At 29.4% G+C, this 25382-nt stretch carries 26 protein-coding genes and 1 pseudogene; 24 read left to right on the forward strand and 3 right to left on the reverse strand.

Annotation, left to right across the window (positions count from 1 at the left end; translation table 11 throughout):
• The first annotated feature begins 103 nt into the window (after window positions 1-103).
• The 8 genes from pepD to BN2087_RS00110 all read left to right on the forward strand — a co-directional run bounded on the left by pepD (window position 104) and on the right by BN2087_RS00110 (window position 7517).
• The gene (pepD, locus tag BN2087_RS00075) at window positions 104-1522 is read left to right on the forward strand and encodes a beta-Ala-His dipeptidase (RefSeq protein WP_049689865.1); all 1419 of its coding nucleotides are present in this window, start codon (window positions 104-106) and stop codon (window positions 1520-1522) included.
• A 446-nt stretch (window positions 1523-1968) separates the two neighbouring features.
• Entirely contained in the window at window positions 1969-2235 is a 267-nt protein-coding gene (locus BN2087_RS00080) for an HPr family phosphocarrier protein (protein ID WP_049689866.1), read from the forward strand.
• A 235-nt stretch (window positions 2236-2470) separates the two neighbouring features.
• Window positions 2471-3202 (forward strand): Fe-S cluster assembly ATPase SufC, encoded by a 732-nt coding sequence (sufC, locus tag BN2087_RS00085; RefSeq protein WP_049689867.1) that lies wholly within the window; start codon window positions 2471-2473, stop codon window positions 3200-3202.
• Between the two features lies 1 nt (window position 3203).
• Window positions 3204-4619, forward strand: coding sequence for a Fe-S cluster assembly protein SufB (gene sufB, locus BN2087_RS00090; protein ID WP_049689868.1), 1416 nt, complete (start codon window positions 3204-3206; stop codon window positions 4617-4619).
• Window positions 4619-5665, forward strand: a complete 1047-nt coding sequence (locus BN2087_RS00095) for a SufD family Fe-S cluster assembly protein (protein ID WP_049689869.1) — start codon at window positions 4619-4621, stop codon at window positions 5663-5665. The genes sufB and BN2087_RS00095 overlap by 1 nt, the downstream gene beginning before the upstream one ends.
• A gap of 1 nt (window position 5666) precedes the next feature.
• Window positions 5667-6887, forward strand: a complete 1221-nt coding sequence (locus BN2087_RS00100) for an aminotransferase class V-fold PLP-dependent enzyme (RefSeq protein ID WP_049689870.1) — start codon at window positions 5667-5669, stop codon at window positions 6885-6887.
• Window positions 6887-7321, forward strand: coding sequence for a Fe-S cluster assembly sulfur transfer protein SufU (sufU, locus tag BN2087_RS00105; RefSeq protein ID WP_049689871.1), 435 nt, complete (start codon window positions 6887-6889; stop codon window positions 7319-7321). Before BN2087_RS00100 ends, sufU begins: the two co-directional genes overlap by 1 nt.
• On the forward strand, window positions 7311-7517 hold the full coding sequence (locus tag BN2087_RS00110) for a hypothetical protein (RefSeq protein WP_049689872.1): 207 nt from the start codon (window positions 7311-7313) through the stop codon (window positions 7515-7517). Before sufU ends, BN2087_RS00110 begins: the two co-directional genes overlap by 11 nt.
• A gap of 227 nt (window positions 7518-7744) precedes the next feature.
• On the opposite strand, the gene BN2087_RS00115 is transcribed toward BN2087_RS00110, so the two are convergent.
• On the reverse strand, window positions 7745-8569 hold the full coding sequence (locus tag BN2087_RS00115; protein WP_049689873.1) for a Cof-type HAD-IIB family hydrolase: 825 nt from the start codon (window positions 8567-8569) through the stop codon (window positions 7745-7747).
• Between the two features lie 87 nt (window positions 8570-8656).
• Here BN2087_RS00115 and BN2087_RS00120 point away from each other — a divergent pair, with 87 nt between their 5' ends.
• Both BN2087_RS00120 and fni read left to right on the forward strand, forming a co-directional pair.
• A complete protein-coding gene (locus BN2087_RS00120; RefSeq protein ID WP_049689874.1) occupies window positions 8657-9784 on the forward strand; it encodes an LCP family protein in 1128 nt (375 codons plus the stop codon).
• 11 nt (window positions 9785-9795) lie between these two features.
• Window positions 9796-10815 (forward strand): type 2 isopentenyl-diphosphate Delta-isomerase, encoded by a 1020-nt coding sequence (gene fni / locus BN2087_RS00125; protein ID WP_049689875.1) that lies wholly within the window; start codon window positions 9796-9798, stop codon window positions 10813-10815.
• 48 nt (window positions 10816-10863) lie between these two features.
• On the opposite strand, the pseudogene BN2087_RS09035 reads toward fni, so the two are convergent.
• A pseudogene (locus BN2087_RS09035) lies at window positions 10864-11055 on the reverse strand (IS3 family transposase); the annotation flags it as partial.
• On the reverse strand, window positions 11013-11231 hold the full coding sequence (locus BN2087_RS00130) for a helix-turn-helix domain-containing protein (RefSeq protein ID WP_049689876.1): 219 nt from the start codon (window positions 11229-11231) through the stop codon (window positions 11013-11015). The pseudogene BN2087_RS09035 and the gene BN2087_RS00130, both read right to left, overlap by 43 nt.
• Before the next feature lie 135 nt (window positions 11232-11366).
• On the opposite strand from BN2087_RS00130, the gene BN2087_RS00135 reads away from it, so the two are divergent.
• The 14 genes from BN2087_RS00135 (at window position 11367) to BN2087_RS00200 (ending at window position 25381) form a co-directional block, all read left to right on the forward strand.
• Complete coding sequence (locus BN2087_RS00135; protein WP_049689877.1) at window positions 11367-13940, forward strand: S8 family peptidase; 2574 nt, start codon at window positions 11367-11369, stop codon at window positions 13938-13940.
• A gap of 298 nt (window positions 13941-14238) precedes the next feature.
• On the forward strand, window positions 14239-14871 hold the full coding sequence (locus BN2087_RS00140) for an NfeD family protein (protein WP_049689878.1): 633 nt from the start codon (window positions 14239-14241) through the stop codon (window positions 14869-14871).
• On the forward strand, window positions 14862-15803 hold the full coding sequence (floA, locus tag BN2087_RS00145) for a flotillin-like protein FloA (RefSeq protein WP_049689879.1): 942 nt from the start codon (window positions 14862-14864) through the stop codon (window positions 15801-15803). Before BN2087_RS00140 ends, floA begins: the two co-directional genes overlap by 10 nt.
• Complete coding sequence (locus BN2087_RS00150) at window positions 15803-16240, forward strand: hypothetical protein (protein ID WP_049689880.1); 438 nt, start codon at window positions 15803-15805, stop codon at window positions 16238-16240. The genes floA and BN2087_RS00150 overlap by 1 nt, the downstream gene beginning before the upstream one ends.
• 308 nt (window positions 16241-16548) lie before the next feature.
• Entirely contained in the window at window positions 16549-17487 is a 939-nt protein-coding gene (locus BN2087_RS00155) for a PhoH family protein (RefSeq protein ID WP_049689940.1), read from the forward strand.
• Window positions 17468-17932, forward strand: coding sequence for an rRNA maturation RNase YbeY (gene ybeY / locus BN2087_RS00160; RefSeq protein WP_049689881.1), 465 nt, complete (start codon window positions 17468-17470; stop codon window positions 17930-17932). The genes BN2087_RS00155 and ybeY overlap by 20 nt, the downstream gene beginning before the upstream one ends.
• Window positions 17929-18747, forward strand: coding sequence for a diacylglycerol kinase (locus tag BN2087_RS00165; RefSeq protein WP_049689882.1), 819 nt, complete (start codon window positions 17929-17931; stop codon window positions 18745-18747). Before ybeY ends, BN2087_RS00165 begins: the two co-directional genes overlap by 4 nt.
• Window positions 18744-19148, forward strand: a complete 405-nt coding sequence (gene cdd, locus BN2087_RS00170) for a cytidine deaminase (protein WP_049689883.1) — start codon at window positions 18744-18746, stop codon at window positions 19146-19148. The genes BN2087_RS00165 and cdd overlap by 4 nt, the downstream gene beginning before the upstream one ends.
• Window positions 19145-20026: a GTPase Era gene (era, locus tag BN2087_RS00175; protein WP_049689884.1), complete on the forward strand. Its 882-nt coding sequence runs from the start codon at window positions 19145-19147 to the stop codon at window positions 20024-20026. Before cdd ends, era begins: the two co-directional genes overlap by 4 nt.
• The gene (recO, locus tag BN2087_RS00180) at window positions 20013-20771 is read left to right on the forward strand and encodes a DNA repair protein RecO (RefSeq protein ID WP_049689885.1); all 759 of its coding nucleotides are present in this window, start codon (window positions 20013-20015) and stop codon (window positions 20769-20771) included. Before era ends, recO begins: the two co-directional genes overlap by 14 nt.
• 11 nt (window positions 20772-20782) lie before the next feature.
• On the forward strand, window positions 20783-21658 hold the full coding sequence (glyQ, locus tag BN2087_RS00185) for a glycine--tRNA ligase subunit alpha (RefSeq protein WP_049689886.1): 876 nt from the start codon (window positions 20783-20785) through the stop codon (window positions 21656-21658).
• Window positions 21658-23727 carry a glycine--tRNA ligase subunit beta gene (glyS, locus tag BN2087_RS00190; RefSeq protein WP_049689887.1) on the forward strand — a complete coding sequence of 690 codons (2070 nt, stop codon included), beginning with the start codon at window positions 21658-21660 and terminating at the stop codon, window positions 23725-23727. The genes glyQ and glyS overlap by 1 nt, the downstream gene beginning before the upstream one ends.
• Window positions 23728-23735: 8 nt before the next feature.
• Window positions 23736-24548, forward strand: coding sequence for a pyruvate, water dikinase regulatory protein (locus BN2087_RS00195; protein WP_049689888.1), 813 nt, complete (start codon window positions 23736-23738; stop codon window positions 24546-24548).
• 317 nt (window positions 24549-24865) lie between these two features.
• Window positions 24866-25381 (forward strand): GNAT family N-acetyltransferase, encoded by a 516-nt coding sequence (locus BN2087_RS00200; protein WP_049689889.1) that lies wholly within the window; start codon window positions 24866-24868, stop codon window positions 25379-25381.
• The last annotated feature ends 1 nt before the right edge of the window (window position 25382 follow it).

A 25382-nucleotide genomic window follows, 5' to 3' on the forward strand; every position in this document is an offset into this window, starting at 1 on the left:
ATTAATTGATTTAAAATCAATATTTATTATTTTATTTTAAAATTTTTCATTTTTATTTTTGTAATTGAAAGTATAATGGATAAAGAAAATATTAGGAGGATTTATGGAATATAAAGATTTACAACCAAAAGAAGTTTTTCATTGGTTTAAAGAAATATCAAATATACCAAGAGAAAGCGGAAACGAAAAAGAAATTTCAGATTTTTTGGTAAATTTTGCAAAAGAAAGAAATTTAGAATATTGGCAAGATGATGCTTTAAATGTATATATAAAGAAAAAAGCAAGCAAGGATTTTGAAAATTATCCAGAAGTTTTACTCCAAGGACATATGGATATGGTTTGTGTAAAAGAAAACGGATCAGACCACGATTTTTCAAAAGATCCAATTGAACTTGTCATTGATGGGGATTGGCTTACAGCAAATAAGACAACTCTTGGGGCAGATGATGGAATAGCAGTTGCCTATGCTCTTGCAATTTTGGATGATGAAAAAATTTCACACAGACCAATTTCTGTTTTAATTACAACAGGAGAAGAAACTTCCATGGTTGGAGTAAATAATTTAGATACAAAAAAATTGGGAAATCCAAAATATTTATTAAATATTGACAGCGAAGAAGAAGGAATTTTAACTATTGGCTGTGCTGGTGGAATGGATATTAAATATTCATTTGAAAAAGAATACGAAAAAAAAGATGGAGAATTTATTTCAATAGAACTTAAAAATTTCCAAGGCGGCCATTCTGGAATGGAAATTGATAAGTACAGATTAAATGCAATCAAGGGACTTGTAAGAATAATAAATGAATTAGATTCATATAAAATAGGAAAAATTTCAGGTGGAGTAAAAAGAAATGCAATTCCATCAGAGGCATTTGCAATAATAGAAGTAAAAAATGCAAAAGATGCTATAAAAAATCTTTCAAAAGTAAAAGATGAAATAATCCACGAATACAAAAACTCTGACCCAAAAGGCGAGATTATAATAAAAGAATGTCAGTTTGATGGAGAAGTTTTAACAAAAGACTTGTCAGAAAAAATTGTAAAAGCAAACTTAATTGTGGCAGATGGTCCCGTTAAAAAATATGATGGAAATCTTGTAACAAGTTCAAATCTTGGATTAATTGAAGAAGATGAAGAAAAAATTACCTTTACAATTCTTGCAAGAAGCGAAGTTACATCAGCAAAAAGATTTAGACGCGATGTAATTAAAAACCAAGTAGAACTTTTTGGAGCAAAAGTAGAAACTCTAAACGAATATCCAGGTTGGGAAAGAGAAGATAGCGAACTTTTGGAGATAATGAAAAATGTTTGGGAAAAATTAAATGGAGAAAAACCACAAGTTTTAACAACTCACGGTGGACTTGAATGTGGACTTTTAAAACAAGATATGAAAGAAACTCAAATGGTTTCATTTGGTCCTGAAATCCAAGGAGCTCATTCACCAGAAGAAAGAGTAAATATTAAATCAACAGAAAATAATTATAAATTCTTGGTAGAAATTTTAAAAGAATTAAAATAAAAAAAGAGGCTTCGGCCTCTTAGAGAGTAGACAAAGTCAGTTTAATAATTCATTAATAAATCAAAAACAAAATTACGCTATAACCCATCTCGACTAAGTGAGTGAAACGAACGCATGGAGAGATTTCACGAGATTTCTCGACTCACTACGTTCGCTCGAAATGAAAAAAAAATTTAGTTTGTCAACAGACTGAGAGGCTTCGGCCTCTTTATATTTTTGCTTATAAGAAATATAAAATATCCTTGTATAAATTTCGTTAAATGCTATAATATTTAAAGAAAAGGAAATCATTTTCTATAAAATTAATATTTTTTAAACTTTTTTTCAAAAAATTCAAGTATTGTATTTTAATAGGAAAACGTGTATAATCAAATTAAGATATAAGAAAAATAGTTAAAAAAATAACATCAATAAATTTTTATTTATCAATATTTAATGGAGGAGATATGTACGAGGAAAAAGTCACACTTGTGAATGAAATCGGTTTACATGCAAGACCTGCTTCCATATTTATAAGAGAAGCTGTAAAGCATGCGTGCGATATAAATGTAGAAAAAGAAGGCAGAGTTTATAATGCAAAATCAATAATGTCAGTTTTATCTATGAGCGCTGGCAAAGGCGAAGAAATAACAATTAAAGCCCAAGGAGATGGCGAGGAAGAAGCTGTGAAAAGCCTTGTTGATTTGGTTGAAAATAAGCTAAGTAATTATTAATAATTACATATGGTTTTAGAAAAAATAAAATATTTATGGGAGAGCACTTTTTTTAAAGTGTTTTTTCTTTGGAAAATTTTAAAAATTTAAAATAATAATGGTTTTTAAATAAAAAATATTTTGAAATTTTTCATATTTAAATGTTAAAATTTCAAGTTTTGACAATCCGTACTAAAGCAGTATACTTTAAATGTATATAAATTTATTTTCTCAAAAATAAAAAAAGAGGTAAGCGATGAAAGAATTATTAAAAGTTGAAAATTTACATGTTTCAGTTGGAGATACTGAAATATTAAAAGGTATAAATTTAAAAGTTAACGCTGGAGAAGTTCATGTAATAATGGGATCAAATGGTTCAGGAAAATCTACATTCATGAATGCTGTAATGGCAAATCCAGTTTATGATGTGACAGAAGGAAAAATATTTTTTGAAGGTGAAGATATAACAGATCTTACAACTGAAAAAAGAGCAAAGGCAGGAATTTTTATGTCCTTCCAATCACCTGATGCAATTAATGGTGTAAAACTTAGAGATTTTCTAAAACAAGCAAAAGAAGAAGTTACAGGAAAAAAACCATCAATTTTAGGTTTTAATAAAGAACTTACAAAAGAAATGGATGATTTAAAATTATCTGAAGAATATGCAAACAGATATGTTAATGTTGGATTTTCTGGTGGAGAAAGAAAAAAATCTGAAATTTTACAATTAAAAATCTTAAATCCAAAACTTGCTATGCTTGATGAAACTGATTCAGGTCTTGACGTTGATGCGGTAAGAATTGTAAGTGAAGGAATAAAAAATTATTTAAATGAAGATAATGCAGTTATAGTTGTAACTCACCACAATGAATTATTGGAAAATATTGATGTAGATTATGTTCATGTTTTAAAAGATGGAGTAATCAAAGAAACATCCGATTCAAGTCTAATGGAAAAAATCGAAAAAGAAGGATACGAGTGGGTTTAAAATGACAGAAAAGAAATTTGATGAATCAACTTTTAAGGATATAGATAGGGGTATTTATGATGTCATTGATACATTTGAATACTCAGATATTTCCGACAAGGGTTTGAATAAAAAAATAGTTGAAGAATTATCAAAAAAGAAAAATGAACCAGAATGGATGCTAAAAAGAAGACTTCAATCTCTTTTAATTTTTGAAAAAACAGAAAATCCATCATGGGGACCAGATCTTTCAGAATTAAATATGGCAGATATAACAACTTATGTTAAGCCAAAAACTGATAAAAAAAGTAATTGGGATGCTCTTCCTGAAGAGATAAAAGATACTTTTGATAGGCTTGGAATTCCTCAAGCTGAGCAAGAATCTCTTGCAGGAGTTGGAGCTCAATACGACAGCGAGGAAGTTTACCATTCAATTCAAAAACATTTGTCAGATCAAGGTGTAATTTTTACGGATTTTGATACAGCTTTAAAAGAGCATGAAGAAATTGTTCATAAATATTTTCAAAGAGCAATTCCACCAACCCTACACAAATATGCAGCTCTTCATGGAGCAGTTTGGTCTGGTGGTTCTTTAATTTATGTGCCAAAGGGAGTAAACGTAGATATTCCTCTCCAATCTTATTACAGGTTGAATGCTCCAGGAGCTGGACAATTTGAACACACAATGATTATTGCAGAAGAAGGAGCCAAAGTTCATTTTATAGAAGGATGTTCTGCTCCAAAATATAATGTTGTAAATCTTCACGCAGGAAGTGTAGAAATTTTTGTTCACAAAAACGCTGAAGTTAGATTTTCTACAATAGAAAACTGGTCAAGAAATATGTACAACCTTAATACAAAAAGAGCAATTGTTGAAGAAAACGGTCAAGTTGAATGGATTTCTGGATCTTTTGGTTCAAAAGTTTCAATGCTATATCCAACCACAATTTTAAATGGCGAAGGCGCAAGAGCTGAATATACAGGAATAACCTACGCATCAAACGGCCAATATATTGACAATGGTTGTTCAATGATTCACAACGCACCAAACACTTACTCAACCGCTCTTACAAAATCTATAACTCAAGGAAACGGAAAATCTATGACAAGATCTTATGTAAAAATTGGTAAAAATGCCAAAGGATCCAAGTCAACTGTTGATTGTGAAAACTTGATGTTATCACGTGAATCAAAATCAGATACAATTCCAACCCTTGATATTAGAAATGATGAAGTTGATTGCGGACACGAAGCAAAAATTGGTTCTCTTGACCAAAAACAAATATTTTATTTGATGAGCAGGGGAATTCCAGAAAACGAAGCAAAATCTATGATAGTAAGAGGATTTGCAGAGCCAGTTGCAAAAGAATTACCTTTGGAATATGCAGTTGAGATGAATAATTTGATTGATATGGAATTGGAAGGAGCAAATGGCTGATGGAAAAAGTAAATGTAATGAGAGAGCCTACTTGGTCATACACCAAGTTAAATTATAGCGAAAAAGCTCCAAGTTTAAACGAGAAAAAAGATTATAAAAATTTTGAAAGCTCAAATAAAGAAAATAAATCTTTAGATGAAATTTTTAGGGAAAAAAATTACGGACTTTCAAAAGATTTTTTAATAGAAAATAAAAATTTTAATAATTTAGATATTTATAGGGACATTGATGGAGAAAAAGATTTAGAATTTATTAATTTAAATCTCGATGAAAATTCAAATCAATTGGTAAATAAAATTGATATAAATGCAAAAAAAGGATCAAATTCTTCATTTTTAATTAATTTTTCCCAAACAAAAGGAGAATCTTCTTATCTAAATTCTTTAATAAGGGTAAATCTTGAAGAAGATTCTTTTGTGAAATTGGTTGTAGTTGTTGATTTATTAGAAAATTCTCTTAATTTACAACAAATTTCATCAATTATTGGCGATAGGGCAAATTTTGATATTTCTTATATTGAACTTGGCGCTGACAAGTCTTATGTAAATATAAGAAATTTCCTTGATGGAGAAGAGTCAAATCTTGAAGAAAATGGAATTTATTTCAAACAAAATGAAGATTTTCTAGATATTGGTGCTTTCAACGACCACAAGGCAAAAGTTACAAAATCAAATTGTATGTTTAACGGTGCTCTTAAAGGAAAAGCCGAAAAAAGATGGAAGGGCGTTGTTGATCTTAAAAGAGGTTGCGAACACGCTGATGGAAAAATTGGAGATTATGCAGTAATGCTAAGTCCAGATGCCATAAATAGGTCTGCTCCAGTTTTATTAAATGAAGAAAAAGATGTTTCAGGAGAACACGCTGCAAGTGTTGGAAGATTTGATAAGGCCATGTTATTTTATATAATGAGCAGAGGATTTTCTAAAAGAAAGGCAGAAAGTTTGATGCTTGAAGCAAATTTTGCACCAACAATTGATAAAATTGACCATGAAGAATTGAGAGAAAAAGTAAGATACAAAGTTCACACAATGAATACAAGGGGTTAAGATGGATATAGAAAAAATAAGAAAAGAATTTCCATTTTTGGACGAAAAAAATACTGGAAAAAAAGTTATTTATCTAGATTCAGCAGCAACTAGCCAAAATCCGATTTCAGTTATAAATGCCCAAGCTGATTATTACAAATATTCAAATGCAAATCCCCACAGGGGAGCTCACTTTTTATCATGGAAGGCAACAGAAGCTTTTGAAAGTACGAGAGAAAAAGTTAAAGATTTTATAAATGCAGAAAAAAGCGAAGAAATAATTTATACAAGAAATGCAACTGAATCTTTAAATCTTGTAGCCTATTCTTATGCAAGTGAAAATTTAAAAAAAGGTGATGAAATTGTAATTTCAATTTTAGAACACCACGCAAATTTGGTTCCTTGGCAAAGAATTTGCAAAGAAACTGGGGCAACTTTAAAATACGTTTATTTAAATGATGATTATTCCCTAAATTATGACGAATTAAAAGAAAAAATCACAGAAAAAACAAAAATTGTTTCAATCACAGCCTCATCAAATGTGACAGGAGAGATGACTGATCAAAAATTAATTACAAAACTTGCCCACCAAGTTGGAGCAATTTCAATTGTAGATGCTTGTCAACTTGCTCCTCACAAAAAAATTGATGTAAAAGATTTGGATTGTGATTTTCTTGCTTTTTCTGCCCACAAAATGTATGGACCAATGGGTATTGGAATTTTGTATGGAAAATATGATTTGCTTGAAAAATTAAAACCATACAATCTCGGTGGCGATATGATTGAATATGTTTATGAGCAAGAATCTACTTTTGCAAAACCTGCCCAAAAATTTGAAGCAGGAACTCAAGATGTAGGTGGAGTTGTAGGTCTTTCTGCTGCCATTGATTTTATGAATGAAATTGGTGTGGAAAATATTTATGACCATGAAAATAAATTATCAAGATATGCATATGATTTGATAAAAGACATTGATCATATAAAAGTATTTTTCCCAGAAAAAAGAAATACAGGTTCAGTTGTTTCTTTTACTTTTGATGATATTCATCCACACGATGTTGCAACAATTTTGGATATGAAAGGAATTGCTGTAAGAAGTGGCCATCATTGTGCTATGCCTCTTCACACCTACCTTGATGTATCTTCAACTTGCAGAGCGTCATTTGCCATATATAATACTAAAGAAGAAGTAGAATATTTTGCAAAAGAGCTTAAAAATGTAAGAAAGGTGATGGGACTTTAATGGACTTAAATGATGTTTATACTCAAGTAATACTAGAAAATTCTAGAAATCAAAAAAATAAAAGAAATTTAGAAAATCCAGATATAAAAGAGCCAGGTCACAATCCTTCATGTGGAGATGAAATTGTTTTGGAATTAAAACATGACGGAAATATAATAACAGAGGCAGCTTTTACGGGACACGGATGTGCAATTAGCCAAGCTGCAACTTCTGTAATGTGCGATGAAATTGTAGGAAAAACAATTGAAGAAGCAAAAGAGATGGCAAAAATTTATATCGGAATGATAAAAAGAGAAGATATTAGCGATGAAGATTTGGAAAAAATTGGAGATGCTGCAGCTTTCCAAAATATTTCAAATATGCCACAAAGAGTAAAATGCGCACTTTTATCTTGGAAAACTTTGGATGAAGTGATAGATAAAGATGTCAAATAATAATATTTTCAAAGATTATAGGCTATTAGAATTTATAACAAGTGCAATAACTTTTGTGCTTTTAATAATTTTAACTATAATTCAATATATTGGTGAAAAGAAATATTGGTGGATAATTTTATTAGTATCAGTATTAATGGGCGCAAATGCCTATGTAAAATACAAAAAATTTAAAGAAAACAAAAAGCATTCTTAGAAAAAATCTAGGAATACTTAGAAAGTGTGGAAATAAAAAAAATTGTTCATTTCGACCGAACGTAGTGAGTGGAGAAATCTAATGAGATCTCTCCGTGCGTTCGCTTCACTCACTTAGTCGAGATGGGTATTAGAATAATTTTAATTTAATTATGTAAAAAGTTACAATATTAATTTTACATATGTTCTAAAGCATTCTTAGAAAAAAATCTAGGAATGCTTTTTAATTTAAAATTTTTCAAAATTATTTTCTATTAATTTTTCTATAACTTCTCCAACTCCTGCCTTGTTGTTAGATAAAGTTATATAATCTGCGTGGGGTTTTAGATAATCGTTGGCGTTTTCCATTGCTACAGAAAATCCTGCCATATCTAGCATAGGAATATCGTTCATTTCATTTCCAATTGCCATTATTTCATCAATTTCAAAACCAAGTTTTTCACTCATTAATTTTATGGCATTTCCCTTGTTCGCATTTTTGTTCATAACTTCAATTAAAACTGGGGCAGTTTTTGCATAGTAATAATTTTCGTTTACAAATTTTGGCATATTGTCCATGACTTTTTCAATATTCCAAGGCCAACCCATAATTAAAAACCTACCAAAATTTTTATCTTCATCAAAATCTTCATATGAAATTTTTTGAAGTTTTAATTTTGTAATAAAAGAATCAAGTCTTGTCAAAATATTCGGATTTTTATGTCTTGTATAAAAACTATCATCATCCATGGCTGAAACTTGAACTTTAAATTTTTTTAAAGACTTATCAAGTTCTATTAAATCTTTTGGTTTTTGGAAAACTCCTGTAATAACTTCCTTAGTGTAGTTGTCAAAAATATATGATCCGTTTTGGGAAATTGAAAAATGACCTTGGTGTTCTAGGTCAAGTTCTTTGACATAAGGAAGAATTCCAGAAAATGGTCTTCCACTGACAAGGGCTATGTGGGCGCCCATTTTTTTTGCCTTTAATATCATTTCTTTATTTTTTTTAGGAAGACTCCTTGTATTTGTAAGCAAGGTTCCGTCTATATCAATTGTTATTAGTTTAATCATAATTTGATTATATCATATATTTTAACATTTTCTTATTTTTATTAAGACTTCTTTTATGCTATAATTACAAGATGAGAAGGAGATATTATGAAGTTTAAAAGATTTTTGATTACAGTTTTTTTAGCATTTTTTGTTTATTTTACTTCTAATGCTTACTTAAATAGATTACAAGATAAAAAAAATATAGAAGATTATGGAACTGAAGCTGCAGTAACTAATAAGGGAAAAAAAGTTGATAATGAAATACTTGTTCTTTTGGTCGGAGTTGATGCAAGCCAAAATAAAGAAAATCCTGAGCCAACTAGAACTGATACAATAATGCTTTGTAAAATTAATTCTAAAACAGGAAAAGTTGATCTTTTATCAATTCCAAGAGATTCTAGGATAAAAGTTAGGGATGAATTTACAAAAGTTAACCACGCTCACGCTTATGGTGGAATTGAGCTTACTTTAAAAACTTTGAGGGATTTTTTGGGTCTTGATATAGATTATTATGCGGAAGTAAATTTTGATGCAGTTAAAAATATAGTTGATGGTATGGGTGGAGTTAATTACAAGGTTCCGCAAGGCGTGAAAATCGATGAAGAAAACACTCATATAAAACCAGGCATGAATAAAATGAATGGTGAAGATGTATTGTGGTATTTGAGAACTAGAAAAATATATGAAAATGCTGATTTAGGAAGAGTAAACGCTCAACAACAATTTTTAAAAGCTATGGTTAATGAAATGGTAAAAAAATCAGAATCAATCAGTATGACTTCTTTGGTTGAAGCTTATTTTAAAGATGTAAAAACAAATCTACCAATGGCTACAATACTTGATATGACCAGTAAAATTTCTAATTTTTCTTCAGATAAATTTTCAACTTACACAGTTCCTGGAACACCAAAGATGATTGATGGTGTAAGTTATTATATGCCGGATTTTGAAAAAACTTGGGAGATAGTTGATAAAGTGTTTTCAAAATATAAATTAAAAAATTGGAGTAAAGATGATAGTTGTTACAGAGAGTATGAAAATACCAGATATTCTGATCAAGAAGATATATCAAATGAAGACTATCAAAATTTGAATGAAAATCATCAACAAAATCAAAATGATCCCGAAGAAGATGAATATCAACAAGAAGATTTGATTGAGAATGATTCTGATATGGTTGATGATAGAAATTATTTTGACGATGATTTGAATGATTTTACGAATGATAATTAGTAGGTGAAATAATGGATGAAAAAAGAAGAGAAAGAAAAGACGAACATATTGAAAATTATCTTAGAAGTGAATTTAGGTCAAAAACCTTACTAAATAATGTTTATATCGAACATAACGCTTTGAGTGAAGTAAATTTTGATGAGATTGATACTTCTATAGAATTTTTGGGTGAGAAAATTTCTATGCCGGTTATGGTAAATGCAATGACTGGCGGAACAGAAATTAGCGAAGATATAAATGAAGACTTATCAAATATTTGCAGGGAATTAAAAATTCCAATGGCTGTTGGGAGCGAATCTATTGCAATAAAAGATTTGGAAGCAAGAGGATCTTTTTCATTTTTAAAAGATAAGGAAGATATATTAAAAATTGGAAACCTAGGTTTAGAAAATAATTTAGAAAATTTTGAATTTGCCAAAGACTTGATTGGAGCAAAAGCTATGCAAGCTCATCTTAATGTCGCCCAAGAACTTGTTATGGATGAAGGAGAAAGAGATTTTTCTAAAAATTATAAAAATTTAGAAAATATCAGCAAGAATCTTTCGGTTCCACTTATTGTAAAAGAAGTTGGTTTTGGCATGAGCAAGGAAGTTGGCCAAAAACTTTTGGATATAGGGGTAAAATATATAGATGTTTCTGGAAAAGGCGGAACAAATTTTATAGAAATTGAAGATATGAGAATATTTGATAAGGATTATTCAGAATTTTATTCATGGGGAATACCTACAGCAAAATCAATTCTTGATGTAAGAAGCTTATCAGATGATTTCTTTTTGATTTCAAGTGGTGGAATAAGAAATGCAAGTGATGTCTGCAAATCCATAATAATTGGAGCAGATATGTGCGCGATTTCTGGAGAAGTTTTGTCCTTTCTTTTAAGAGGCGATTACGATTATGCCTTAAAATATTTGAAAGAACTTCAAACAAAAATAAAAATATTTATGGCTCTTGTTGGAGTTAAAAATATAAAAGAATTAAAAAATGTACCATATAAACTTACTGGAAGGTTAAAAGAATTAGTAGAAGATTAGGAGAAGAGATGACCTGAACCCGTAAACGCGGAATAATTTAATAATATTTTAAGCGGAATGTAATCTGTACATGACAGGGGACATTCCGTTTAATTTTGTTTTAATTCTATCCTCATTGTACCATTTAATATATTTTTCTATCTCAATAACTAATTCATTATAGTTTTTAAATTCCGCCCCATAATACATTTCTTGTTTCAAGATTCCAAAGAAGTTTTCCATAGGAGAATTNATTTTTCGTTTTTTAACTTTTTAGATAAGTTCTCAAAGCCACCTGACTGATATTTGCGTATCCAATTTTCTAGAGTGCTTTCAGGTATATTGTATCTATGTGCTAATGCAGGTTGTCCACCTGATTTACCTGATAAATATTCTTTTACTAATTTTATCTTGAATTCTTTTGTGTATTTTGGCATACAAAAACCCCTCCATCCGTATTCCGGATTTTGGGGTTCAGGTCAGAGATTCTCCTTTTTTTATTTGTATTTTTAATATAGGAAAAATATATATTTATTGTTATAATAATATAAACAATATGAATGGAGGAAAAAATGAAATCGTACAAAAAGTTTATAATTGGAAGTATTATAGTTGTATTAGGATTTATTTTAATTTATTTTGGAAAAGGTTTGTACAATTCTAATAAAATGATTACAAATACTGATAAAAATTCAAATAATATTGAAGTGTCATCAAATGATAATTCAAACAGTAAAAATAAAGTTGAGTATGTTAATAAAAGTAGATCTATGAAAGAGAATTATCCTCAAAAAAGTCAAAAGCTAGAATTTTCTGATAAGAAAAATTTCTTTACAATTCCAGGACAAGAAAATATAAAACAAGATGATTTTGGAGAATATGTAGATGGGGAAATTTTAGTAGATGTAGATTTGGATAAATTTGATGAAAAAACATTTGAAAAATATGGTGCAAAAATCGTAGGAAAATGTGACACTTGGGGTGGTTACCAAATTAATATTGCAAATAAATCAGTCAAAGAACTTGAAAAGATAGCCGAGAAAATAAAAAAAGAAGATGGAGTTTTAATTTCTGAAGTTCATAGGCTAATGCCTGTTAAAAATAATGATTATTCTTATCCAGATGATAAGTTTGAACTTAGAGTAAATAAAAAAACAAGAGAATATGATAAAAATAATTTGTGGGAAAATTATGATATTGAAAAGGGTCTTAAAATAGATAAAAATGCTAAAGCTGAAATATTATATGAAGATCCCTATTGGTCTTATAAAATTACCAACCTAGCTTATATGTGGAAAAATCTTGATTATAAAGATCAAACCCAAGTTGGAGTATTTGAAAACGGTAAGATATTAAATTTTCTAAATCTAAATAAAACCATAAGAGAGGATTTAAACTATGAAAATTTAAATCCTAATAATTTAAAGGATGATGCAAGTAAAGAAAGTGTTAAAAAATTATATAAGGAAGCAGAGGATAAGAAAAAACTTCATACTTATTTAGTTTCCTCAACTCTTGCAGCAAAACACAATGATATTGGATTTTCTGGGGTTGGAAAAGATGTAAAAATTTATCCTACCGTATTTGATTCTTCTGTACTTCCTTATCTTATATCTTACAGGATTGACCAAACAAACAATAAAATAAAAATTTTCAATATCAGCTGGGGCTTAATACCAGAGTCCCTATATTATGTTAATGCTAGTAATAAAGACATAAAAAAAGATTTTAAAAATGAAAAACTAAGTGAGATTTTAAAATACAATGAAGACGTAAATTCAAAAAATGTAGAAGAATATGCTGATAAAATAAAAAAAGATTTTGAAAATTCAAGCGCTAGACTAGACTTGGGTCTTAAAGGATTGAAAAATCATGGTAAAGATTTTCTAATTGTAAAATCTGCTGGTAATGAAGGAGAAGAGATTAGAAAGATAGAAAAATATTCTAATGTTAGAATTAAAAATAAAAGTGCCTTCAATGGGATAGATGATGATTTAAAAAATAATGTGATTATTGTAGGTGCAGCTGCACCATATTTAAAACATAATAAAAAATTGGATTTTGCTAATTTTTCAAATACTGAAAATGTCGATATAGCAGCTCCAGGTGTAAATGTTCCGGGTTATAATAGAAGAGCCGAAGTGATGTTGTGGGATGGTACATCAGCCTCAGCTCCTTTTGTATCAGGATTAGCAGCAAATCTTTATAGTGCCTATCCTGATAAAATGAATGGTGAATTGGCAAAAGAATTAATAGTTAAGTCTGGAAATATTGATGTAATAGATGAATTTAATGGAGAAAATTCAAAACTTGTTGATGCGAAAAAATTGACTGAACTTGCAAAGAAAAAATTTGAAGATAAAAAAGAAACTACAAAAAAAGACACGAAAAAAGATAATAATGAAAAAATTATAAAAGAAAATAAAAAGGATGATAAAAAAATCAAAGATGGAAATTTAAAGAAAATTGAAAATCAAAAATCAACAGTTTCTTCGAATGAAAATCAAAAAAAGCCTCCTGTTGAAAATGATGATAAAAACACAGCTTCAAAAAATTCATGTAAAATAATTCAAGATGGAAAAGACGAAGGAGAAATTTCTATTTTTGATATGGGAGATGTTCATTTTATTGACGTCGGAAAATTAAATGAAATTTATTTAAAAGATTCTACTTATTTTACAGATCCCCAATATTCTGATATTAAAAATAAATTCGAAAAATTATTGGAAGAAAATAATGGAAAATATATAAAAGAAAATTCTGATGGGTCATATTATTTTGGCTTTTTCCCTGGAAATATTGATGTTCCCGAAAATATGCCAAATTATTCTTATCAATATTTTCCAGAATACGGGGTCTTCACCTTTGCAAGAAAAGATTATATGAAAGAAGAAAGTGTTTATTTTCTAAATAACAAATTTGCAGGAATAATCTCTGATGATAAATTATATGTTGAAGCAGATTGGCTAGCTTGGTGGTTTGATTTTGAGTTGGATTATTCAATTGATTCTAAAAATAAAGTAATAAAATATAATACAGAAGGTCATGATATTGGTCAAGAGGGAGTTGATTATATTAAAATTTCAACACAAAATTATAATTCGCTTGAAGAGTTGTTGGAAGATAATTTTGAAAAAATAAATTGATTTTAAAAATAAAGTAAAATTTTAGAGAGAAATTTTTTCTCTCTCAGAGCGTAGGCAAAGTATGAATGTAGATAATATTTTATTTTAAAATAAAAATTAAGCTACGTACCATCTCGACTAAGTGAGTGAAACGAACGCATGGAGAGATCTCACGAGATTTCTCGACTCACTACGTTCGCGCGAAATGGGAAAAGATTTAGTTTGTCAACAGTCTGAGAGAGAAATTTTTCTCTCTTTTTTTATTTATTTTGGGTATAAAATTAATGTAAATATATAATTTAATCAAGAAAGGAGTTTTATGCTAAGTGATATTTTATTAGCCCTATCTTTTAGCCTTGCATTTATTTGTATTGTGGCTATATTTTTTACAGATAAAAAAATATTATTTGGCCTTATAGCGCTTGGTCTTTTTATTTATTTTTATAAAACGGGCCTTGATAGGGGCGAGGCTGATCTCATAACCATAATAGCTTTTATTTCTGGTATTTTATTACTTGTTATAGAGCTATTTACACCTAGTTTTGGTATTTTGGGAAGCTTGGGAGTGATTTTAACCATTTATTCTTTGATGGATTCTTTAAATAATTCTTTGTTTGGAATAATAGTTTTATTAGTTACTGCAGCTTCAGTTTTTATAAGTGTTACAGTTTTTATAAAATTAGGATTTTCTGCAGATTTATTTAATAAATCAATTTTAACAAATACTCAGACAAAAGAAAGGGGATTTAATTCGAAAAAAGATTACACTTATCTTTACGGTAAAAAGGGAAAAACTCTCAGTATTTTAAGGCCGACAGGAAGAATAATAATTGATGGAAAGATCTATGATGGTAAAACTTATGGAGATTTCATCAAAAAAGATGTAGAAGTAGAAGTAGTTGAAATAAAAGATGGAAACATTTATGTTAAGGAGGATACAAAATGCCAATAATAATTCCAGCTTTAATAATAATTTTTGTAATAGTATTTTTATCTCTTGTCCCAATAGGACTTTGGATTACAGCAAGATCATCAGGAGTTCCGGTTTCAATGGGATCTCTTGTTGCAATGAGATTTAGGAGGGTAAATCCTAGATATATTATTTACGCTTTAATAAAATCTCACCAAGCAGGAATTCAAATTACAAGTTCAGATTTGGAAAGTCATTATCTTTCAGGAGGAGATGTAAACCAAGTTGTAGATGCTTTGATAGCTGCTGAAAGGGCAAATATAGATTTAACTTTCCAACAAGCAGCTGCTATGAATCTTGCAGGAAGAAATGTTTTTGAAGCTGTTCAAGTTTCTGTAAATCCAAAAGTAATAAATACACCAACTATTGCAGCCGTAGCAAAAAACGGAATTGAAGTTAAAGTTATTGCAAAAGTTACTGTAAGAGCAAATATAGAAAGACTTGTAGGAGGAGCGGGAGAAGAAACAATTATAGCAAGAGTTGGAGAAGGAATTGTAACAACAGTTGGTTCATCTCATACTCATGCAGAAGTTTTAGAAAATCCAGATAACATTTCCCAAACAGTTTTGGAAAAAGGACTTGATTCAGGAACAGCCTTTGAAATTTTATCAATTGATATTGCAGATGTTGATGTAGGACGAAATGTTGGGGCAGAATTACAAAGAGATCAAGCGGAAGCTGATAAAAATATTGCCCAAGCAAAGGCCGAAGAAAGACGTGCCCAAGCTATTGCCTTTGAACAAGAAAACAGGGCGAAAGTTGTAGAGGCCCAATCAAAAGTACCACTTGCTATTGCCAAGGCACTTGAAAGTGGAAATCTTGGAGTTTTAGATTATTATAATATGAAAAATATCAACGCCGATACTCAAATGAGAAATAAAATATCAGAAGCTGATAGTAGAGATGAATTTTAATGGCAAAAGATAATTTCAAAACCAAGTTTTATAAATTTATTTACAATCTTGATAAAGAAATGAATAAAGAGGAAGGAAAATACACTCCAGATTTTGATACTTGGTTAAAAAATATAGAAAAAAAAGAAAATAATAATCTAAAAAAACCAAAAAACAAGATGGCTTTTGGAAAGGCTATGTCATCTCTTGCAGATGACCCAAAAAAAAGTCATAAAAAATCTTACCAAAAAACTTATAAGGGTATTGAAAGAGAAGACAAAAATATTGCCTACTATGATAAGCTAAATAAAGAAAAATTAAGGAAAAATTCAGAAAAAATTTCCAATAAAGTCGAAGATCATTGGACAGATGATGGGAAATTAAAATTAAATAAAAACGAATTAAAAAAGGCTATAATTTATTCAGAAATAATAGGAAAGCCAAAAGCGAAAAGATGAGTTTTATCTTAAGATGTAGACAAAGTTTGAATTAAAATAAAAATCATGCTAAGTGCCATTTCGACTAAGTGAGTGAAACGAACGCATGGAGAAATCTCATGAGATTTCTCGACTCACTACGTACGATAAATCGGGATAAGCAACCGAAATCAACGGTTGTTTATCTGCTCGAAATGGGAAAAATTATTATGTCAACAGTCAAAGATGAGTTTCTCATCTTTTTTCTTTTGCTATTAAGATGGTATAATAATCTCAAAGGAGTGATTAAAATTAAGGAAATTTTAGAAATAAATAATACCGAATTAATTATGGGTTTATTCGGTAATTTTGATAAAAATAGAAAATATATAGAAAATAGATTTGATGTAAAAATAAAAACTGAAAATGGAAATATAAGTTTACTGGGAGATGAAGTCAACATAATTCTTACAAAAAAACTTATAGATGAAATTATTGAAGTTATAAATAAAGAAGGAAGCATTGATTTTCAAAAATTAAAATATTTCTCTGACTTGCTTGTTCGTGAAAATAAGGAAATAGTAAAATCCACACTTGATCAAGTCATAGTTACAACTGCAAATGGAAAACCAATCAAGCCCAAAACCTTGGGCCAAAAATCTTATGTGAGCATGATTGAAAATAATGATGTAGTTTTTGGGATTGGACCTGCAGGAACTGGAAAAACATATTTGGCAGTTGCTATGGCGATAAGAGCTTTCAAAAATAATGAGGTAAATAGGATTATTCTTACAAGACCTGCAGTTGAAGCTGGAGAAAGTTTAGGATTTTTGCCTGGAGATTTGCAAGATAAGGTTGATCCATATTTAAGACCTCTCTACGATGCGCTTTTTGAAATTTTTGGCTTTGAAACTTATCAAAATTTGGTTGAAAAAGGAGTAATTGAAGTTGCACCTCTTGCTTACATGAGAGGAAGAACCTTGGATAATTCTTTTGTAATTTTGGATGAGGCACAAAATACAACTTTTGAGCAAATGAAGATGTTTTTGACAAGACTTGGCTATGGTTCAAAGGCAATTATAACCGGAGATATAACTCAAATTGACCTTCCTCGTGGAAAAAATTCAGGATTAAAATCTGCATCAAGAATTCTTAGAAATGTAAAGGGAATAGAATTTATGGAATTTACTGCAATTGATGTAGTAAGACATCCTTTAGTTCAAAGAATAATTGAAGCCTACGAAAAGGCCGACAAGGAAAAAGAAAAAAATGAATTTAATAATAAATAATACAACAAAGAAAGATTTAAATCTTGAAAAAGATCTTGAAAAAGTTATTAAAGAAGTTTTAAAGCTTGAAAATGTTGACGAGGAAAAATGTGAGATTTCTCTTTCTTTTGTTGATGAGGAAAAAATAAGACAATTAAATAGAGATTTCAGGTCAATTGATAGGGTGACTGATGTTTTATCTTTTCCAATCGAAGATTTTTTTAATGAAGATAGGAGAACTTTACTTAAAAAACCATATCTTATGCTGGGAGATGTTGTAATTTGTCTTGATGTTGCAAGAAGGCAAGCAGAAGAATTGGGACATTCTTTTGAAAGAGAAATAATGTATTTGACTTGCCATTCTATCCTTCATCTTTTGGGTTATGATCATATAGAAGATACTGACAAAAAAATCATGAGAGCTAAGGAAAAAGAAGTTATGAAAAATCTTAGGGTATTCAAATGAAAGATGAAAAACAATTAATTGATCAAATAAAAGACCAAGTGAAAAAAGAATTAAAAGAAGAAAAGAAAAGGGAAGATGAAGCCCAAAAATATGTTCCTAGTGCAAAAACTCCTGGAGAAAAATTTGTAAAAGGCTTTGACTATGCTTTTGAGGGCTTGGTATTTGCAATAAACAATGAAAAAAATATGAAATTTCATATCCTAACATCTGTTCTTGTCCTTTTGGTTTCTTTGTTTTTAAATGTTTCAAGAGTTGAGATGATGTTTTTGGTTTTCTCAATTGCCTTTGTAATTTCTTGTGAGCTTTTAAATACTTCTTTGGAACAAGCGGTAAATCTTGGTGGAGGAGGCAAAAAATCAAAAGAAGCCAAAGCGAGTAAAGACTTGTCTGCAGCTGCAACTTTTGTTTCAGCCTTAAATACAATTTTTATTGCTTATTTGGTATTTTTTGATAAGGTAGCAAATTTTTCCTCATCAGTTGTTCTAAGAATTTCCAGAAAACCGTCCCACCTTGCCCTTATTACAGTTTCAATAGTAATTATTTTAACCATATTTTTAAAGGGAATTTTTTATAAGGGACACGGAACAGCTTTTCACGGAGGATTTGTTTCAGGTCACACATCAATGGCCTTTTGCCTTGCTACAATTGGATCTATGAGAATAGATGAAGGGTTTTTGATTTTTGTATTTTATGGACTCGCAGCAATAGTTGCAGAAAGTCGTTTCGAAGCAAACATTCACTCCCTTCCAGAAATTATCAGGGGAGCAATTTTGGGAACGGCTGTAGCATTTTTAATATTTGGAGTTTTTTCATGAAAAAAAGTTTAGAAGATTTAATAAATATTGCCATAGAAAATAAAAAAAACTCCTATTCACCTTATTCAAATTTTAGGGTATCAAGCGTAGTTTTGACAAAAAAAGGAAATATTTACAAGGGAGTAAATATAGAAAATGCAGCTTATTCTGTAACACTTTGTGCAGAAAGATCTGCCCTATCATCAGCAATAAGTGCAGGAGATAGAGAAATTGACACAATAGTAATTACTGGAGATAGCACAATGACCTATCCTTGCGGAGTTTGCAGGCAATTTATGGCAGAATTTTTGGATTCAGATTCAAAAATTGTAATAGCAAATTCAATAAATAATTACAAGATATATGGACTTGATGATATTCTTCCATATAACTTTTCAAAAAAAGATTTGGAGGAGAAATGAAATCAGGATTTGTATCAGTAGTTGGAAGGGCAAATGTAGGAAAATCTACATTGATGGAAAAAATTTTGGGAGAAAAAATTTCAATAATTTCAAACAAGCCCCAAACTACAAGAGATGAAATAAAAATAATATATAACGACGAAAATTCACAAATAATCTTTCTAGACACACCAGGTATCCAAACACCAAGAAATAAACTTCAAGAACATCTTTTGGAAGTTTCAGAAGATAGCCTCAAAGATTCAGATTTAGTGACATTTATTGTCGATAATTCTCTTACAATCGGAAGACTTGATAAGATGATTTTGGAAATTTTAGAAAAAGTAAAGGTTCCAAAAATTCTTCTTATAAATAAATGCGACCTTTTAGAAGAAGGCGAAATTGATCAAATAAAAAAAACCTACATAGGTTTAAATACTTTCGATTATATAATTCCAATTTCAGCTTTAAACGATGAAAATATTGGAAAATATATTGAAACTGTAAAAGAAATTTTGCCAGAAGGGCCACTTTACTATCCTTCAGATATGATAACTGACAAAAACGAAAGATTTATTGTATCAGAAATTATCAGGGAAAAAGCCTTGAAAAATTTATCAAATGAAATTCCTCACGGAATTTTTGTGAGAATGGACCAATTCAAAAAAAGAGAAGATAAAAATCTCTATGATATCTATGCAAGTCTTATTTTGGAAAGACCAAGTCACAAGGAAATTGTAATAGGAAAAAATGGTAGTAAAATCAAAAAAATCGGCATGGAAGCAAGAAAAGAAATCGAAGTTTTTATGGATAGCAAAATTAATTTGAAATTGTGGGTTAAGGTCGAAAAAGACTGGCGTAAAAAACAAAAATTGGTGAACAGATTTGGCTACAAATGATAATTCAAATGTAGAAGGTTTTGTTTTAAGGGAATTTTCCTACAGAGAATCAAGCAAAATAATAGAAGTTTTCACAAAAGATATGGGAAAAATTTCTATAATTGCCAAGGGAGTTTTAAATAAAAAAAACCCAAATCTTTCTTCAACTCAAAGATTTGTCAAAGCCTCATACAATCTTTATAAGTCTGGAGAAAAATTTTTTGGAATAAGAGATGCAACATTATTAAAATCTTATTCGAAATCCAATAAAAATTTTGATATAATAGTATACAAATCGGCAATTTGTGATTTGTTATTAAGAACAATTGATTTTGACCAAAAAGATCTTGTCTATAATTTGATGGACAAGACTTTTGATAGCTTTGAAAAAGCAAGTGGAAATTATTTTAATATTTTCCTTTGCTTTTTATTAAAGTACATATCTTTTTCGGGTTTTAAACCAAATTTAAAAGAATGTTCAATGTGTGGATCAAAAATTAATCCTAATGATGCTTATTTTTCTGAAAAAGATGGAGGAATGGTTGATTCATCTTGCAAGAAAATAAAAAAGGATATAGTATATCTAACAAGAGAAGAATATCTTTATATTTTAAAATTAATCTATACTCCAACTGACCAGGTTTCAAAGATTGATTTAAAAATTGAAAAGAAAAAAATTATAAATTTGGTGACAAGCTACGTATTGGAATGTTTAGAAATTAAAAAATTTAGCTCACTTGATTGGGTTATAAAATTAGTCAAATAATAGGAGAGAAAATGTATTTTGAAGATTTAATGCTAAAATTAATAAAATATTGGGAAGAACAAGGTGCATCAATAATGCTTCCTTACGACTCAGAAAAAGGAGCAGGTACGATGAATCCTCACACTTTTTTGAGATCTTTGGGAAAAGAACCTTGGAAAGTTGTTTATGTAGAACCATCAAGAAGACCTGCTGATGGTAGGTATGGTGAAAATCCTAACAGATTATACCAACACCACCAACTACAAGTTTTACTAAAACCAACACCAGAAAATATTCAAGATTTATATTTAAAAAGTCTTGAGGTAATTGGAATTAATCCAAAAGAACACGACATAAGATTTGTAGAAGACAATTGGCAATCACCAACTCTTGGAGCTTGGGGACTTGGCTGGGAAGTTTGGCTTGATGGAATGGAAATAACCCAATTTACTTATTTCCAACAAGTTGGCGGAATAAACTGCGAGCTTGAAAGTGGAGAAATAACCATGGGTCTTGAAAGAGTCTGCATGTATTTACAAAATGTAGATAATGTTTTTGACATTCAGTGGTCAAAAGATTTGAAATATTCAGATGTTTTCCAATTACCAGAATATGAAAATTCAAAATATTCATTTGAAGATGCTGATAGCGAAGTTTTGGAAAATTTATTTGAAATTTACGAGAAAGAAGCAAATAGATTAATTGATAAGGGACTTGTTTATCCCGCTTACGATAATGTTTTAAAATCATCCCACACATTCAACACCTTAGATGCCATGGGAGCAATTTCAGCATCAGAAAGAAGTCACTATATTAAAAGAGTAAGAGATATTTCTAGTAAGGTTGCAAAAGCATATATAGAAAAAAGAGAAGAACTAGGATATCCACTTTTAAGAAAGGATAAGTAATGAGCAAATATTTATTAGAAATAGGAGTTGAAGAATTTCCTTCAGCTTATATAAATTCAACAAAAAACCAACTTGAAGAAAAATTTAAAAAGTTAATTGAAGAAAACAAATTAAGCTTAGAAGAAATAAAAGTAGAATCAACTCCAAGAAGATTTGCAATTTTACTTGATGGACTAAGTGAAAACATATCAGATGAACTTATAAGTGTAAAAGGACCTTCCAAAAAAATTGCCTACGACCAAGAAGGAAATCCATCAAAGGCGCTTCTAGGATTTTTGAGAGGACAAAAAGCTGAAGTATCTGATGTAATAATCAAAGATTTTAAGGGCGAAGAATATATTTATGTAGAAAAAAAAGAAGAAAGCCCATCAATAAAAGAAGTTTTACAAAAAAATGTTTATGAACTTGTAAAATCATTAAATTTCCCAAGATCTATGAGGTGGGGAGGAAAATCAATAAGATTTGCAAGACCAATCAGATATTTCCTATCCCTACTAGATGATGAAATTTTAGAATTTGACGCTGAAGGAATAAAAGTTTCAAACACAACAAAGGGTCACAGAGTTTTAGGAAAAAGTGAAATTGTTGTAGATAAAATTGATTCCTACATTGATCTTTTGAGAGAAAATTATGTAATTTTATCTTATAAAGAAAGAAGAGAAATAATTTTAAGAGGTTTAAATCGCTATGCCAAAGAAATTGGCGGACAATTCTTAAAAGATGAAGACTTACTTGAAGAAGTTATAAATATAGTAGAATATCCTACAGTTTTGTTGGGTGAGCTTGATCATGAATATTTAAAATTACCAAAAGAAGTAATCATAACTCCAATGAAAGATCACCAAAGATATTTTCCAATTGTAGATGATCATGAAAATCTCATGCCATATTTCTTGTTGGTAAGAAATGGTGACGATTATGCTAAAGAAAATGTAATAAATGGAAACAAAAAAGTTTTAACAGCAAGACTTGAAGATGCAAAATTCTTTTATGATATAGATAATAATAAAAAATTAGAAGAATATGTAGAAGAGCTAAAAAGACTTACATTTTTTGAAGGACTTGGTTCAGTTTATCAAAAAACTGAAAGGCTTATATCTCTTTCCAAAAATTATCTTGATGAATTCAAACTTGGAGAAGACGTTTCAGATAATTTATTAAGAGCAGCATATCTTTCAAAAGCTGACCTTGTAACAAAAATGGTTATAGAATTTACAGAACTTCAAGGAACTATGGGAAGAATTTATGCCAAAAATTCTGGAGAAAACAGTCAAGTAGCAAATGCAATCGAAGAAGCTTATAAGCCAAGAAGCTCAGAAGATTCTTTACCAAAATCAGTAGCAGGAATTGTTCTTTCGATAGCAGATAAAATTGATACAATCACAGGTTTATATATAATTGAAAATTATGTAACAGGAAGCCAAGACCCATTTGGACTTAGAAGATCAGCAATTGGTGTTATAAATATTCTTGCAGATAATAAAATTAATGTTGATTTAGAAGATTTAATAAAAGATTCACTATTTGTTTATACAGAAAAAAATGAAATCTCCTTTGATTATGATAAAACATTAGAAAAAATCACAGAATTTTTCATAGATAGACTTAAAAATATGTTAATTGATAAGGGATACAGATATGATTTTGTAAATGCAGTTCTTTCAACTGGAGAAACAAATATCTTATCAGTCATAGAAAAAGTAAAAACTTTGGGAGAATTTGTTGAAAAAGAAAATAGTGAAGAAATTTTAAATTATTTTACAAGAATTAACAATTTCACCAAAGATTTTGAAAGTGTAGATGTTAATGTTGATAAATTAGATCAAGGTCTAGAAAAAGAATTTTATGATGCAATAGAAGGACTAGAATGTGAAAAATATTTAAGTCAAAAATTGTATGGTGAAGCCATTGAAGAAATTGCATCAACAAGACAAATTGGTAACGAATATTTAGATAACACAATGATAATGGTTGAAGATGAAGAAATTAAAAATAATAGGTTGGCCTTATTAAATAAACTAGCTAAAAATATTTCTAGAATATTTAATATAAAAGATTTAGTTAAATAGGAGATAATATGGCTTGTGATGTTTTGAATGTTTATATAATCAGTGATTCTACTGGAGAAACAGCTGAAACATTCGCAAAATCAGTTGTTACTCACTTTCCAAATGTAGAATTTAACGTAAAAAGAAAATTTAATATAGATAGTGAAGAAAAAATCAACAAAATTGTTGAGAAAATGCCAAATGATTCAATAATAATCCAAACTATAGCCGAAAAAAAACTTGAAGAATATTTGATACAAAAAGCTAAAGAAGAAAATATAAAGGTTATAGATATATTGGGACCTGCTCTTTCAATTTTTGAACAAGTAACAGGACAAAAGGCCTTAAGAGAGAAAAAACTCACAAGAAAATTATCAAAAGATTATTTTTCAATGATAGAATCCATTGAATTTGCTGTAAAATATGACGATGGAAAAGATCCAAGAGGAATAAAAGAGGCAGATATATTGTTGCTTGGAGTATCAAGAACATCAAAAACACCAGTAACCATGCTTCTTGCAACAAAAGACTACAAGGTCTTTAACCTTCCTTTAGTTCCAGAAATTAGATTACCAGAAGAAGTTTTTGAAATTGATCCAAAAAGAATCATAGGCCTTACCATAGATCCTGATAAATTATCAAAAATCAGAGAAGATAGGTCAAAAGGTCTTGGTTTAAAATCAAAAAGCGAATATTTTGATAAAGAAAGAATCAACAGAGAATTAGAATATGCAAAAGGCGTATTTGAAGATTTAGATTGTAAAGTTTTTGATGTATCATTAAATACAATAGAACAAACAGCAACCGATGTTCTAGAATATTACAAAAAGAATTTTTCTTAAAAAAATATGCTGCCTTTGCAGCTCAGAGTGTAGACAAAGTCAGTTTAAAAATTCATTAATAATTCAAAAATAAAATTACGCTATAACCCATATTGACTAGATTATTGTGCCTTGATTTGGCACAATAATCCCTAAAACTAAGTGAGAGATCACGAATAAGTTTGCAAAGCAATCGTGTTTTTGTGTGAGTGAAACGAACGCATGGAGAGATCTCATGAGATTTCTCCGCTCGTTGTACTCGGTCGAAATGGGCAAATTTTTAGTTTGTCAACAGTCTGTGCTGCCTTTGCAGCTTATTTTTTATGTGAGGTAGGCTTATGGAAAATACCAAACTTATAATTTCAAGACGACTTATTATTAGAAAATTTGAAAATGAAGATTTAGAAAAAAATTTAGAATTTATAAAAGATCCAAAATTTTTCTATTTTACAAATGCAGAAACAAAAGAAGAATTAATTGAAAAAACTGCGAAAAATTATAAAGAAAAAGTAGATTATAATTTTTGGCATATTGTAAAAAAAGGAATGAACGATTCAATAGGAGTTGTTAAAGCATTTGATAAAATCGACGGAGTCGGTCTTTTTATAATTATAAATAAATCACTAAGAAACAGGGGATATGGAAGAGAAGCTCTTGAAGCAGTTATAGATTATTTCTTTACTTTTGGTGAGAAAAAAGAAATATATTTAAAAGCAGAAAAAAATAATGGAGCTTTTAAATCTCTTATAGAAAATTTACACTTTAAAAAGTATGATGAAGATATGAAGTATAGCTACTACAAGATGGATAATCTTGATTATATGAAATATTTTGCAATATTTGGAGAAATATAGG

The sequence above is a fragment of the Anaerococcus jeddahensis genome (assembly GCF_001182725.1).
GTDB lineage: Bacteria > Bacillota > Clostridia > Tissierellales > Peptoniphilaceae > Anaerococcus > Anaerococcus jeddahensis.

Excerpts from the sequence above, each read along its gene's own strand:
- pepD (WP_049689865.1), top strand. The coding sequence starts at position 104 with ATGGAATATAAAGATTTACAACCAAAAGAAGTTTTTCATTGGTTTAAA.
- BN2087_RS00080 (WP_049689866.1), top strand. The coding sequence starts at position 1,969 with ATGTACGAGGAAAAAGTCACACTTGTGAATGAAATCGGTTTACATGCA.
- sufC (WP_049689867.1), top strand. The coding sequence starts at position 2,471 with ATGAAAGAATTATTAAAAGTTGAAAATTTACATGTTTCAGTTGGAGAT.
- sufB (WP_049689868.1), top strand. The coding sequence starts at position 3,204 with ATGACAGAAAAGAAATTTGATGAATCAACTTTTAAGGATATAGATAGG.
- BN2087_RS00095 (WP_049689869.1), top strand. The coding sequence starts at position 4,619 with ATGGAAAAAGTAAATGTAATGAGAGAGCCTACTTGGTCATACACCAAG.
- BN2087_RS00100 (WP_049689870.1), top strand. The coding sequence starts at position 5,667 with ATGGATATAGAAAAAATAAGAAAAGAATTTCCATTTTTGGACGAAAAA.
- sufU (WP_049689871.1), top strand. The coding sequence starts at position 6,887 with ATGGACTTAAATGATGTTTATACTCAAGTAATACTAGAAAATTCTAGA.
- BN2087_RS00110 (WP_049689872.1), top strand. The coding sequence starts at position 7,311 with ATGTCAAATAATAATATTTTCAAAGATTATAGGCTATTAGAATTTATA.
- BN2087_RS00115 (WP_049689873.1), bottom strand. The coding sequence starts at position 8,569 with ATGATTAAACTAATAACAATTGATATAGACGGAACCTTGCTTACAAAT.
- BN2087_RS00120 (WP_049689874.1), top strand. The coding sequence starts at position 8,657 with ATGAAGTTTAAAAGATTTTTGATTACAGTTTTTTTAGCATTTTTTGTT.
- fni (WP_049689875.1), top strand. The coding sequence starts at position 9,796 with ATGGATGAAAAAAGAAGAGAAAGAAAAGACGAACATATTGAAAATTAT.
- BN2087_RS00135 (WP_049689877.1), top strand. The coding sequence starts at position 11,367 with ATGAAATCGTACAAAAAGTTTATAATTGGAAGTATTATAGTTGTATTA.
- BN2087_RS00140 (WP_049689878.1), top strand. The coding sequence starts at position 14,239 with ATGCTAAGTGATATTTTATTAGCCCTATCTTTTAGCCTTGCATTTATT.
- floA (WP_049689879.1), top strand. The coding sequence starts at position 14,862 with ATGCCAATAATAATTCCAGCTTTAATAATAATTTTTGTAATAGTATTT.
- BN2087_RS00150 (WP_049689880.1), top strand. The coding sequence starts at position 15,803 with ATGGCAAAAGATAATTTCAAAACCAAGTTTTATAAATTTATTTACAAT.
- BN2087_RS00155 (WP_049689940.1), top strand. The coding sequence starts at position 16,549 with ATGGGTTTATTCGGTAATTTTGATAAAAATAGAAAATATATAGAAAAT.
- ybeY (WP_049689881.1), top strand. The coding sequence starts at position 17,468 with ATGAATTTAATAATAAATAATACAACAAAGAAAGATTTAAATCTTGAA.
- BN2087_RS00165 (WP_049689882.1), top strand. The coding sequence starts at position 17,929 with ATGAAAGATGAAAAACAATTAATTGATCAAATAAAAGACCAAGTGAAA.
- cdd (WP_049689883.1), top strand. The coding sequence starts at position 18,744 with ATGAAAAAAAGTTTAGAAGATTTAATAAATATTGCCATAGAAAATAAA.
- era (WP_049689884.1), top strand. The coding sequence starts at position 19,145 with ATGAAATCAGGATTTGTATCAGTAGTTGGAAGGGCAAATGTAGGAAAA.
- glyQ (WP_049689886.1), top strand. The coding sequence starts at position 20,783 with ATGTATTTTGAAGATTTAATGCTAAAATTAATAAAATATTGGGAAGAA.
- glyS (WP_049689887.1), top strand. The coding sequence starts at position 21,658 with ATGAGCAAATATTTATTAGAAATAGGAGTTGAAGAATTTCCTTCAGCT.
- BN2087_RS00195 (WP_049689888.1), top strand. The coding sequence starts at position 23,736 with ATGGCTTGTGATGTTTTGAATGTTTATATAATCAGTGATTCTACTGGA.
- BN2087_RS00200 (WP_049689889.1), top strand. The coding sequence starts at position 24,866 with ATGGAAAATACCAAACTTATAATTTCAAGACGACTTATTATTAGAAAA.